Annotated in this window: 8 protein-coding genes and 3 pseudogenes; 6 read left to right on the top strand and 5 right to left on the bottom strand. The window is 68.4% G+C overall.

Features of this window, described 5'->3' with window-relative positions:
- Positions 1-29: 29 nt before the first annotated feature.
- Positions 30-689, bottom strand: a complete 660-nt coding sequence (locus tag ACFWW8_RS34760) for an ATP-grasp domain-containing protein (RefSeq protein WP_386535855.1) — start codon at positions 687-689, stop codon at positions 30-32.
- Between ACFWW8_RS34760 and ACFWW8_RS34755 the strand changes: the two are divergent.
- Both ACFWW8_RS34755 and ACFWW8_RS34750 read left to right on the top strand, forming a co-directional pair.
- A pseudogene (locus tag ACFWW8_RS34755) lies at positions 643-993 on the top strand (transposase); the annotation flags it as partial. The gene ACFWW8_RS34760 and the pseudogene ACFWW8_RS34755 sit on opposite strands and share 47 nt — an antisense overlap.
- Before the next feature lie 53 nt (positions 994-1,046).
- Positions 1,047-1,375, top strand: a pseudogene (locus ACFWW8_RS34750) (IS5 family transposase); the annotation flags it as partial.
- Here ACFWW8_RS34750 and ACFWW8_RS34745 read toward each other — a convergent pair.
- Entirely contained in the window at positions 1,375-2,619 is a 1,245-nt protein-coding gene (locus ACFWW8_RS34745) for a cytochrome P450 (RefSeq protein ID WP_386535853.1), read from the bottom strand. The pseudogene ACFWW8_RS34750 and the gene ACFWW8_RS34745 overlap by 1 nt on opposite strands.
- 949 nt (positions 2,620-3,568) lie before the next feature.
- On the opposite strand from ACFWW8_RS34745, the gene ACFWW8_RS34740 reads away from it, so the two are divergent.
- On the top strand, positions 3,569-5,452 hold the full coding sequence (locus tag ACFWW8_RS34740; protein ID WP_386535850.1) for a CocE/NonD family hydrolase: 1,884 nt from the start codon (positions 3,569-3,571) through the stop codon (positions 5,450-5,452).
- Positions 5,453-6,016: 564 nt separating this feature from the next.
- Here the strand turns inward: ACFWW8_RS34740 and ACFWW8_RS34735 are convergent.
- Positions 6,017-7,234: a cytochrome P450 gene (locus ACFWW8_RS34735; protein WP_386535847.1), complete on the bottom strand. Its 1,218-nt coding sequence runs from the start codon at positions 7,232-7,234 to the stop codon at positions 6,017-6,019.
- A 285-nt stretch (positions 7,235-7,519) separates the two neighbouring features.
- Here ACFWW8_RS34735 and ACFWW8_RS34730 point away from each other — a divergent pair, with 285 nt between their 5' ends.
- The 3 genes from ACFWW8_RS34730 (at position 7,520) to ACFWW8_RS34720 (ending at position 10,559) form a co-directional block, all read left to right on the top strand.
- A complete protein-coding gene (locus tag ACFWW8_RS34730) occupies positions 7,520-7,831 on the top strand; it encodes a hypothetical protein (protein ID WP_386535844.1) in 312 nt (103 codons plus the stop codon).
- 15 nt (positions 7,832-7,846) lie between these two features.
- Entirely contained in the window at positions 7,847-8,575 is a 729-nt protein-coding gene (locus tag ACFWW8_RS34725) for a hypothetical protein (protein ID WP_386535842.1), read from the top strand.
- 145 nt (positions 8,576-8,720) lie between these two features.
- On the top strand, positions 8,721-10,559 hold the full coding sequence (locus ACFWW8_RS34720) for a 1-deoxy-D-xylulose-5-phosphate synthase (protein WP_386535839.1): 1,839 nt from the start codon (positions 8,721-8,723) through the stop codon (positions 10,557-10,559).
- A 132-nt stretch (positions 10,560-10,691) separates the two neighbouring features.
- Here the strand turns inward: ACFWW8_RS34720 and ACFWW8_RS34715 are convergent.
- Both ACFWW8_RS34715 and ACFWW8_RS34710 read right to left on the bottom strand, forming a co-directional pair.
- Positions 10,692-11,094: pseudogene (locus ACFWW8_RS34715) on the bottom strand (transposase); the annotation flags it as partial.
- Positions 11,095-11,158: 64 nt separating this feature from the next.
- Entirely contained in the window at positions 11,159-11,809 is a 651-nt protein-coding gene (locus tag ACFWW8_RS34710; protein ID WP_386535836.1) for a Type 1 glutamine amidotransferase-like domain-containing protein, read from the bottom strand.
- Positions 11,810-11,921: the final 112 nt, after the last annotated feature.

Raw genomic sequence — 11,921 nt, 5'->3', positions numbered from 1 at the left:
CGGAGCTGGGTGGCGCCCGTGCGGTGTGCTCAGGCGGGATGCGGTTCGACCTCGATGCGGATGTCGTCGAGGAGTTGGGTGGCGCGGGCTGCCGTGGTGCGGGCGTCGGGGCTGACGACGATGAGGCTGCCGAGCCGTCCGGCGTTGGTGTGGGCGGGGCCGACCGGGTCGCCGGGGCGGGCGCGGAGCCGGACGAGGGGGGTGTCGGGGCCGGGTCGGGGCAGGCCGGTGACGGAGGTGAGGCGGCCGGCGGCCGGGCTGGTGAGGAAGCGGACGGTGGCGTGGTGGCGTCGGGCGGGGGTGAGGCGGGCGGGGCGGCCGAGGGCGATGTCGAGGAGGGCGATCCAGGGGTTGATGCCGAGGGCGTGGTGGAGGAGTTCACCGATGTGGCCGGCGCCGATGCGGGCCGCGGTCTCGATGACGTACGGGCGGCCGATGGGGGTGACGATGACCTCGGTGTGGGAGGCGCCGTTGCGGATGCCGACGGCGCGGACCGCCTTCGCCGTCTCCTGGTGGATGGCGTGTTCCACTGCAGGCGGGAGCTGGGTCGGCAGGGTGTGGGCGAGTTCGACCCGGTGGGTGCCGCGGGTGGTGGTCTTGGTGGTGATGGCCAGGTGGGTGGTCCGCCCGTGTTGGGTGAAGGACTCGAAAGTCCCGGCCGGTCTCCAGGTCCATCTGATCCTGGACAACTACGCGACCCACAAGACGCCGGACGTGAAGAAGTGGCTGCTGGCGCACCCGCGCTTTCACCTGCACTTCACGCCCACGAGCGCGTCCTGGCTGAACCTGGTGGAGCGGTGGTTCGCCGAGCTCACACAGAAGAAACTCAAGCGTGGAGTCCACCGCTCCGTCCAGGCACTCGAACGCGACATCCGGGCCTGGCTGACCGACTGGAACGACCAGCCCAGGCCCTTCGTCTGGACGAAGACCGCTGACGAGATCCTCGACAAAGTCGCCGCCTACTGCCACCGAATCTCTGACTCAGGTCACTAGGCGCTGTTTCTCGGATCTCCTGACGCGGGCGGGGTGTTGGGGCCAGGCTGGCTGTGGGATGTGGGGATCTGACGAATGCGGAGTGGGATCGGCTGGAGTCGTTCTTACCTCTTGGTGGTGCGCGTGGAGGTCGGTGGAGCGACCACCGTCGGTGATCAACGGGGTTCTCTACCGGGTGCGAACCGGGGTGCAGTGGCGGGATCTGCCCGCGCGGTTCGGGCCGTGGGAAACGGTCTATAGACGACATCGTCGCTGGTCGGCCGTTGGGACCTGGCAGATGCTGCTGTCCCGCCTCCAGGCAGCCGAGGACGCGGCGGGCGGGATCGACTGGGACGTGTCGGTGGACTCGATAGCAGTACGAGCCCATCAGCACGCCGCCGGCTACGCTGTGTGCCGCGCGACGATCATGGACTTGCAGCCGTTCATCCAGCCGGAGCGGTAGCGGCTTGGCGGTGAGCAGAGCCGCAGGCGCGGCATGAGGTCGGCGACCTCCGCGAAGATCGCGTCGACTTCCATCTCCGCCAGTTTCTTGCCGAGACAGTAGTGCGGGCCGCTGCCGAACCCGAGGTGCGGATTGGGATCGCGCAGGACATCGAACCTGTAGGGCTCCTCGAACACGGCGTCGTCGAAGTTCGCCGACGCGTAGAAGATGCCCAGACGGTCTCCGGCGCGGATAGCGGTACCCGCCAGCTCGACGTCGCGCGTGGCCGTCCGTTGGGCGATGATCGCCGGGCTGGAGTACCGGACGACCTCCCGGGCGGCCGTGCTCGGCCGCTGACTCATGTACAACTCCCACTGCTCGTGATGGTCGAGGAAAGCCAGCATCCCACCGCTGATGGCGTGGCGCGTGGTCTCGCTCCCGGCGATCGAGAGCAGTACGAAGAAGAACCCGAACTCGTCCGGGGAGAGGTTGCCGGCGAGTTGCGCGGCGACCAGCCCTGACACGATGTCTTCGCCGGGTTCCCGGGCACGCTGCTCGGCCAGTCGGGATGCGTAAGTCAGCAGTTCCGCCGTGGCCGCGGGCCCCGGCTTGTCCGTCTGGTCGGTCGCGAAGTCGGCCGGGGCGATGATCGCGTTCGTCAGCGCGAAGATCCGGGGCCGGTCCGCCTCGGGAATGTCCATGAGCTCGGATATGACCTGGAGAGGAAGCTCGTCGGCGATGTCCTTGACGAAGTCGATGCGTCCTTCGGCGCGCAACTTCTCGGCCGCCCGCAGAACCGTCCTGTGGGCGCAGGTCTGGATGAAGTGCTCCAGAGCCTTCAACGCCCTCGGGGTGAAACCGCGCTTGACGATGCTGCGCAGCCTGGTGTGCTCAGCCCCGTTCATGCTGCTCATCAGGAACCTGAGCAGCATGATCTCGTCACGGGTCGTCTTCTTGTCGAAACGGATGACGGAGCTGTTCTCGTATGAGGAGAAGAGCTCCGGGTTCCTGGCGACGAAATCGGCCTCGGCATGGCGCACCACTGCCCAGTAACCCTCGTCGTCGAACCCGGCCACGCCGCGCTCCTGAGGACACCACAGGACCGGCGCGGCCCTTCGGGCGGCTTCGAACTCGGGGTGCGGGAACCGGGAGCCTATGATCTCGGGATCGGTGAAGTCGATGCTGGTGACGTCGGTGCGCTTCACGAAACTCCTCGTACCGGAAGACGGAGAGGGCGGATCGGGCGGTCCCCAAGAGCTTAGGGATCCGCGCGATCCGGGCTCGTGAGTAACGGCTACTCAGGCATGCGGGCGGCTTCGTCAGCGTTCGCGCGCGCAGAGCCCGACGGCCGCCGGGAGCGGTCAAGCCGCTCACTCGGGTGATGCCCGCATCCGGCAACCGGCCATCGCCACCGGTATGAGTGGCTCACCCAGGAGCGCCTGGTCCCCGGGATCTGTATCGCTGACAACCGTGCGGTTCCGCAACCGATGGATCCGGTGCCGCCTCGTCGCCGCGCCCGGATCCGCCGCTTGGCGCCGGTGCGGGGGCCTGCGCGGGAGCCGGCTCCCGGGCTGATCAGGTGCGAGAGCGCGGCCTGGGTACGGGTCCGGAGGTCGCTGCCGCCACGGACAGGGGGCCAGGCATCCGTGCATGCGGATGGGGTGTGCAGTGCCACTCGCAGGCCGGTGGCCGGAACGGTCGGTCCCGGGTCGCAGATGACCTGGAGCCGCTGCCGGTCCCGCCGTTCGGTGAGCGGCCCGATGGGCGGGAGCAGGTTCACGCCGGGGGAGGTGGGGGTGGCAGTGTACCGTCCGCCGAACCGGTCTCCGGTCCCGAGTCGGGGTGCCGAGGGGTGCGGGACGTCCGACGAATCGGATCGCCTCGTCCCGCCATGTGCATTGAGGTAGCGCCTGCTCAGGACGTTTTCCGTCACGGGGTGTCTCGTATCAGAGACACGACACGGAGAGTGGCCTTCAGCACGAACCGGGCAGAGTGCGCCCCCGACGACCGGAAACGGTCGTCGTCCCCCGGTCGTGATCAACTGCGGGGCCGGGTGTGTCCCGCGCTCGCCGACAAGGCGTCTGCGCCCATCTATTTCGGGAGAATCTTCACCTCATGTGGCGACAATTAAGGTTGCTGTTGAGTTTTGCGCTCGTGACCACGAGTGCCTCTTTGTCTTTGCAGGTCAATGCCCCGATCGCGCATGCCGCCCAGCAGAGCAATCCACAATATTCCTACGCGAAGTCAATTCGCGAGAAGATCTGGGTCCAGTCCACGGTCGACAGTGACGGCACCGGCGACAAGGACATGATATCGGTGGACATCGTACGACCTGTAGGGGCTGACGGCGTCGCTATCACGGACGTTCCCGTCATCATGGACGCCAGTCCCTACTACTACAACCTGGGGAGGGGGAACCAGTCCCAGGTCAAGCGGGATCTGGACGTCGACGGGGTGGTGGACTCCTTCCCCTTGTTCTACGACAACTATTTCGTCACCAGGGGCTACGCGGTCGCTCTGGTGGATTCCTCCGGTACCGGACGTTCCGACGGCTGCACCGATCTGGGCGGACCGGCGGAGCGCGCCGCGGTGAAGGCGGCGATCGACTGGTTCGGCGGCCGTACCGGCGGATACCGGGACTGGGGGATGACGCAGAGCGTCCTGGCGAGCAGCTGGAGCAGCGGAAAGGTCGGGATCATAGGGAAGTCCTGGGATGCCACGCTGGCGAACGCCATGCTGACCTACGGGACCGACCCTTCGAAGGGAGGGCTGCCGAACCTCAGGACGGTTGTACCCATCGCCGGGATCTCGAGCTGGTACGACTACTACTTCTCCAACGGCGTGAGCCTCCGGAACGGGGAGGCGCCCAGCGCGCTCGCTGGCCTCGTGGCCAACAACAATGCCAAGTCCCGGTGCAAGACGGCATGGGCAGCGATGGACAAGGCCGCGGGTTACGGAACGGATTCCTACGGTGTCAAGAATGCCTTCTGGCGGGACCGGGACTACGTCAGCATGCTGTGGAACGCTCCTGTCGCCAGTGGGACCTCCCCGGGTGTGTTCATGGTCCACGGGGCCAAGGAGACGAACGTCAAGACGACCCATTTCGGTGAGCTGTGGGATGTCGTTCAGGCCCGCCAGATGCCGCACAAGCTCTGGCTCTCGCAGTTGAACCACGTGGACCCGTTCGACTACGACCGCACCGCGTGGGTCGCTACCCTGCATCAGTGGATGGATCACTGGCTGAAGGGCATCGACACCGGAATCATGCTCGACGCCAACAAGCCGACGATCGAGCGCAACCAAGCGGGTGCCTGGATCAAGTACAGCAACGACTGGAGCCTCTCCAGCCCGGGGAAGGCGGACACCGTCCAATACCTTCCGGGGCCCGAGAAGTCCTTCACCGCTTCTGCCGGCGGCCAGACCGAAGACAGCATGTACTTGGACAAGAAGAACCTCATATATGACATCAAGTCTACTCCCACCAGGCTTTCGGGACGTCCGCAGATAGGAATCCGTGCCAAGCTTCAGAGTCCGGGAACCCATCTGACGGTGATGCTCGTCGACACCGTTGCTGCCGGGAGTTATTTCAACCGAGTGGATCCGCTCAAAGCCGACACCAGTCCGATCTGTGACAACGGTGCGAAGCCCTGCGATGGTGCACTGAGCGTGCAGACGTTGGCGTCTTCCTCCGACCTCTGCAACCAGACAGGGGAGGACGCCGCGAGGAAGGACAGCTGTGCCTACCGCGACGTGCAGCGTCAGTCGATCAACTCGGACTTCCACGTGATCAGCCGCGGCTGGCTCGACACCCGGTACGACCGGGCGACCAATACGAAGCACGACAACACGGCTGGAGTCTGGTACGACTTCGTCGCAGACCTCACTCCCCTCGACTACGTCCTCGAACAGGGCCACACGCTCAAGCTGGTCATCGGAGGCAGCGACCAGTCGCTGACCCAGGTCAGCACCACGTCCACCACGGTCACCGTCGACCCCGCGAGGACGTACATCGAATACAAGGAGGCCTTCGACTCCTGATCCGGGACCGCCCTCGGCCGCGGACCGACTCTGCCCGGTCGGCCACCGCATGCGGTTCCGCGCGGGGGCGCCACCCGCGACGCCGGTACGGGGTGCGGCGCCCACAGGGCCTCGGGGGCGGCACCCTCCCGTCGTACCGCTCCGGCCGGCCCGGGCCTGCGATGTCGTTCAGGCAGCGGGCGGACGTCGGCCGGGAAGCGGAAGGTCGCGACGTCCGTAAGCCCTTCCGCGCCTGCTATCGGCCGGATGGCGTCGGAAGGCTCCAGGCCGTCCAGGACATAGCGGAATCCCCGGGACCCTGGGGGCGGGCCGGTTACCCGACACTCCGGACGCGGTCAGGAGGTGCGATCTGTCCTGGATCGCCGCGAGGGCCGCACCCCGCGGGCGGGTGTCCCGGTCGTCAGGATGACCATGTCGTGCCCCAGTGTGCCGGGCGGCAGCCGCATGACGCGGGCGGCGTAGGTGAGCCGGCATCCGGCGCACGTACAGTGCCCGGGCGGGGACGGCTGTGCACCTCTCGCGCGTGCGTCCGTACTCGGTGGACCGGATCCCACAGCCCGGCGCTCAAGATCCGCTGGTTTGGACGGCTCGCAGCGGCAGGCGCGTCAGACTGCGCAGGGTCAGGCTGTTGGCGTATTCGAGCTCATTGAGGGGGACATCGAGCTCCAGAGAGGGGAAGGCCCGGAAGACTGCGGGTACGGCGATCGCCGCTTCGAGTCTGGCGAGGGCTGCGCCGAGGCAGTTGTGCATGCCGTAGCCAAGGCCGAGGTGCCTGGCGCCGGTCCGGCGCAGGTCGAGCCGGTCGGGCTCGACCACGAAGGCAGGGTCACGATTGGCCGCCAGGACGCACGGCATGACTGGTGTGCCGACCGCCACGGGTCGGCCGTCGATCTCAACGTCCTCCACGGGGAACCGGACCATGGGCACCATGATCGGTCCCGAATGCCGGATGAACTCTTCCGCCGCCTGGGCGGCGAGAACCGGGTCGGACCGCAGGAGGTCGAGCTGGTCGGGTGACCGCAGGAGCGCGAGGACCGAGTTGCCGATGAGCGCCCTCGTGCTGTCGATGCCGCCCAGGATGATCGAAGTGACCAGGGCGGTCAGTTCGTCGAGGGAGAGCGCGTCCTCCCGCCAGCACTTCACCAGGAACGAGACGAGGTCGTCCGACGGCTCGCGCTCCTTCTGGAGCACGAGAGCCCGGCTCATGTCGCAGATCTCGTCGAACGCGTCCGGAGTGGCGTCCGCCCGGGAGGGGTCCGCCGGCAGGATGCGGTCGACCGCGCCCGCCACGTGCGCGTATTCGTTCGCAGGGAAGCCGAGGAGCTCGTTGACGACCTGGACGGGGATGACCGCGGCGAAGGACTCGATCAGGTCGAACGAATCCTCCCGTACGGCGGCAAGGCTCCGAGTGACCTTGTCCTGGATCATCAGACGCCAGGACGCGATGCGCGACGGCACGAAGTAGGGCATGAGCAGCCGCCGGACGCGCGTATGGTCGGGGGCGTCCTGCAGCGTGAAGGCGTGCTGGAACACCCCCGATTCGCCGATGACCAGTCCGGCGTCCCGGAAGGCGGAGTTCGCCCACTGGACCTGTCGGGTGCTGAAGCGCCGGTCCGCCAGGACGTGCCGCACGTCGGCATACCGCGTCACGAAGACGGCCGGTACGTCGCTGCCGGGGAACGGGAGCCGGTGGACCGGCGCGTTCTCTCGAAGCCACGCCAGCGTGGGATACGGGTCCCGGAAGTAGTCGGAACTGAAAAGGGTCGCTCGTGGTTCCGACACGTCTACTCCCTTGGTGGGTGCGCCGACGCGACACATGGGGACGATCACCCTGGCGTCCCGGCTCCGCTGGCGATCCGGCAACGCGACGAAAAATACCCGGCAGGCCAGCGCCCCACGTGAGTATCCGCTACTCCATGAGACCGTCGGTGACCTCCCTGGGTCCGCTGCACCGTGGCACGGCTGGATTCGACGGCCGCACCGGACGCCTCGCCGTCAGACCCGTCCCGCGCGGGCCCGGGATGAAGCACCTGATACTCACGCAGAACCCGCGCGACCGGGCTGAGCATGGCGGGACGGCCCGGCGGCCGTCCCAGCGAACAGGAGAGGCGAGCAGCCATCGACACCGACCATCCGGGCCGGACCGCTCCGCCCCTGGGGCTGACGGCCCTGCTGTGGGGCTCCGCCTTCCCCGCCATCAGCCTCGCCCTGACCGGATACTCTCCCGGGTCCATCGCGCTGCTGCGCCTCGCCGTCGCCGTCCTGGCCGTCACACCCGCCGTTCTGGCGGGCAGAGTGCGGGTCCTGCGGCGGTCCGACGTGCCGCGCATGGCACTCTTCGGCGTGACCGGCATGACGGACTATCAGCTGCTGCTGTAACAGGGAGAGGCGACCGTGTCGGCGGGTGAAGCCGCCCTGCTGATCACCTTGTCACCGGTCTTCTCCACCGTGCTCGGGAGCGTGCTGCTGCGTGACCACCCGGGAATGCGCGGCGCCGCCTCCCTGGCCGTCGCCCTCGCGGGTGCCGCCGCCGTCGCCGTGACCGGTTCGGATGGCGGGCCGCCGGGAGCTCCTGACGCGGGAGCCGGCCTGGTCGTGGCCGCGGCACAGGCGTGCTCCTTCGTCGTGCAGAAGCCACTGCTGCGGCGCTACGCAGGAGCGGAATGTGTCCTGTACGGGTCGCTCTTCGGGCTCGTGCCGCCCCCTTCCGGGCGCCGCGGACGCGGTCCGGCAGCTACAGAGCGCACCCGCACCCGCGCCCGCGACCGCGGCGGTGCTGTGCTTGGCTGCTGCTGCACGGCCGCGGTCTTCTGGACCTGGTCCCGGGTCCTGCGGGCGGGTTCGATGGGCGTCAGATCCCTGTGCCTGTACGCGGTGCCCGTGGCGGCACTGGCCATGGACGCCGTACTGCTGCACCACGCGCTGCGCCCGGCCAGATCGCCGGTGGTGCGGCGGTCCTGGCAGGCATCGCGGTGGCGGCGTGGCGGCGTGGCGGCGTGGCGGCGGCGCCCGGCCTCCGCCTCACGACCACGATCGGAGCATCATCGCCTTGCGCTGCGGCAGCGGCCGGGTCACCCGCGCCGTCGGCCCTTGCCGAAGGCCACCACTTCCTCGCGTGAGTAGCTGCTACTCAGGCCACCGCAGCACCCCCCTTGTGTACTGCTGCCAGCAGTGGCGTCCCGGTCGGCACACCCCGGGCCGCCGACCGGCAGTGCACCGCCGGACGTCTCCGAGCGCCGCGCGACCGCGGCGGGGGAGTGGGCACTCCATGAGCGTGGACCATCCCGATCAGCCGCCTCTGTCCGGACTCGGAGTTCGGACGTTGCGGGAACTCCCGGCGGTCGAACTGCCTGCCCTGGCCGACCGTATCCGCGACTTCCTCGTGTCGTCCGTCTGCGCGACGGGCGGTCATCTGGGCCCCAACCTCGGCGTGGTGGAGCTGACGCTGGCCCTGCACCGGGTCTTCGACTCCCCCCGGGACACGATCGTCTTCGACACGGGACACCAGACGTACGTGCACAAGCTCCTCATCGGCCGGATCGCGGACTTCGCGACCCTGAGGCAGCCCGGCGGCATCTCCGGCTACCCCTCCCCGGAGGAGTCGGAACATGACGTGGTCGCCAACTCGCACGCCTCGACAGCACTCTCCTACGCGGACGGTCTGGCCAAGGCCCGCCAACTCACGGGCGAGCCGGACCGTGCGGTCGTCGCGGTTATCGGCGACGGAGCGCTCACCGGCGGTATGGCCTGGGAGGCACTCAACAACATCGGATCCGCTTCCCGGCTCCCCGTCGTCATCGTCCTCAACGACAACGGCCGCTCCTACGCACCGACGCACGGAGCCATCGCCCACCACTTGCAGTCCTTGAAGTCCGGTGGTGCCGCACTCCACCGCAACGTGTTCACCGATATGGGGCTGATGTACCTCGGCCCGGTCGACGGCCACGACGTGACTGAAGTGGAAGGGGCTTTGCGCCGTGCCCGGGAGTGTGCGCACCCGGTCGTCGTCCACGTCGTGACGGTCAAGGGCAAGGGCCACGCGCCCGCGGAGGGGGACGAGGCCGACCACCTGCACGCGGTGAGCACAGTAGATCCGGCGACCGGGCGCGCCGTACCCGCCGGACCGGCCCCTCCGTCCTGGACCGGCGTCTTCGGTCGGGCGCTGGCATCGCTCGCGGAGCGCCGGCCCGACGTCGTGGCGATCACGGCGGCCATGCTGCGCCCGACGGGGCTCCATCCGATGCAGCAACTCTTCCCGGAGCGGGTCTTCAACGTCGGGATAGCGGAGCAGCACGCCGTGACGAGCGCAGCGGGCATGGCCATGGCCGGACTCCACCCGGTGGTGGCCATCTACGCGACCTTCCTCAACAGGGCTTTCGATCAGGTGGTGATGGACGTCGCCCTCCACCGGCTCCCGGTCACCTTCGTCCTGGACCGCGCGGGGATCACGGGTCCCGACGGATCGTCCCACCACGGCATGTGGGACCTCTCGCTACTGACCGCGGTGCCCGGATTGCGTATATCCGCCCCGCGGGACGCGCCGTGCCTGGAGGCCCTGCTGCAAGAGGCTGTGGAGTGCGGTGACGGCCCCAGCGTGCTACGTCTGCCCAAAGCCGATGTCGGGGCGGACATTCCCGCCCTCGCCCGGATGGACGGCATGGACATCCTGCACCGGTCCGCCTTCCTCCCCCTGGACGTGCTCCTGGCCCCCGTGGGGCCGCTCGCCCGTGCCGCGCTCGAAGCGGCCAAGGTACTGGAGGCGGATGGCATCGGTGTCACCGTCGCCGACGCCCGCTGGGTCCACCCGGTCAACCCAGCGCTCACAGCTCTGGCGGCACGTCACCGTCTCGCGGTGACCGTCGAGGACGGAGTGTCTACCGGTGGAATCGGCTCGGAGGTCGCAGCTGCCTGCCGCGACCGCCAGGTGACCACGCCCGTGACCGTGCCGGCGCTGCCCCGTGCATTCATCGCACACGGCACCCGGGCGAGCCTGCTCGGTGCGGCGGGTCTGGACGGCGCGGGCATCGTGCGCGCCGTCCACGCGGCACAGCGCTTTCAGCCGCATGCTCACCGCGACGCACCAGGCGGTGCCCTGCCCGCGAGTTGAGCCGCTCATCACGTGGCCCGACCGGCTCCGGAACGCCCGAGGGGCCGGTCCGCGGCCTGTTCAAGGACCGTCAGGAGCGTTCCGGGGGGTCGTGCCGCCTGCGGCGCCGCGTCGGCGGGCGGCAGCGGCCCCTCAGGCCCGGCCTTGCCCTAGAACACGGTCATGGACTGCGAGATTGAGGAAGCGTTTGTAGCAGCAAGCGGCGGCGGCCAGGCCGAGAAGGGCCAGGTGCTTGCAGGGTTCCGTTCGTAGCGGTGGTCGAGTCGGCGGTAGCCGGTCAACCAGGACATGGTCCGCTCGATGACCACCTGCGGCAGCCGAGTCGCTCTGAGGACTCGATGCCCTTACGGGCGATGCGGACCCCGGTCGTTCGATTGTCCCGGTGACATCGCCTCAGGTGGGGGATGTCGGAGGCCTTGTCCGCGTGCAGTCGTGTCGGCTTGGAATCGGCGCCGTGGGATCCGTGTCCCATGGGGAAACGGGACAGCATCGGCTTCAGACCGTGGCTGCCGTGACTGTGCGCTGTCGGAGATCCCGGGCGTGCGCCGTCATTCGAGCGAGCCGAGTGCAGAGGGTTATGCGTGCCCGAGTCTGCGCACTCAGAGGACGATGGTGTGGTCCCCGTTGACGACGACGGCTTGACCGTCGCGGAGCGCACGGTGGGCTACACCGCGTGCCCGGTATTGGGCGGCGAGGCGTGTGAGCACCGGGGACTCGGAGTGGTCGGGGGAATCGACGTGCGGGACGACGACATAGTCGAGAACTGCCAAGCCGTCCCAGCGCGGCACCTGTCCGTAGGCGGTGACCACGGCCTGCGGGTCGTCGCACTGCTCCAGTCCGTGCAGGCCGGGGGCGAGAACGCAGGCCCCCGCGCTGTAGCCGGCATAGATGACGGCATTCCGTCGCAGGAGGTCTGTCAACGCTGCATCCGCTCCGCTTCGCTGGAAGGCGTGGCGGATGACGAAGACGTTCCCGCCCCGGACCCAGACGACCGGGAATCGTCCGAGCGCGGTTGCCACCAAGCCGGTAGGCCGGTCGAAGTAGATGCGGAGGTCGACCTCGACCGGGTGCAGACCGATCTTGGTGAGCTCGGAGATCTCGCGTTCTACCGCCGCCCTGCGATCGGGGGCGGATACGGCGTCCATGGCATTGGCGATCACCGCGACGGTCCGGTCACCGGAACCATCGAGCAGGTTGAGCAGTTCCTCCGGATGCTCCCCGAGCCGCCAGGAGGAGAGATACAGCCGCATTCCCACAGTCTAGATGTGTTGTCCCGGGACGTTGGTGACACGCGTGCTGGGTTCTTGGAAACGGGTGAGGGCCTCCGGGTTCGGTGTGGATTGCGACATTCACATCGATCCG

The sequence above is a fragment of the Streptomyces sp. NPDC058701 genome, from assembly GCF_042715295.1.
Classification (GTDB): domain Bacteria; phylum Actinomycetota; class Actinomycetes; order Streptomycetales; family Streptomycetaceae; genus Streptomyces.
Note: the sequence above shows the minus strand (reverse complement) of the source record. Positions and strands in the feature narration are given on the sequence as shown.

What these genes read in the sequence shown, in the direction of transcription:
- ACFWW8_RS34730 (WP_386535844.1), top strand. Translation starts at nt 7,520, where the DNA reads ATGGCGGGACGGCCCGGCGGCCGTCCCAGCGAACAGGAGAGGCGAGCA.
- ACFWW8_RS34720 (WP_386535839.1), top strand. Translation starts at nt 8,721, where the DNA reads ATGAGCGTGGACCATCCCGATCAGCCGCCTCTGTCCGGACTCGGAGTT.
- ACFWW8_RS34710 (WP_386535836.1), bottom strand. Translation starts at nt 11,809, where the DNA reads ATGCGGCTGTATCTCTCCTCCTGGCGGCTCGGGGAGCATCCGGAGGAA.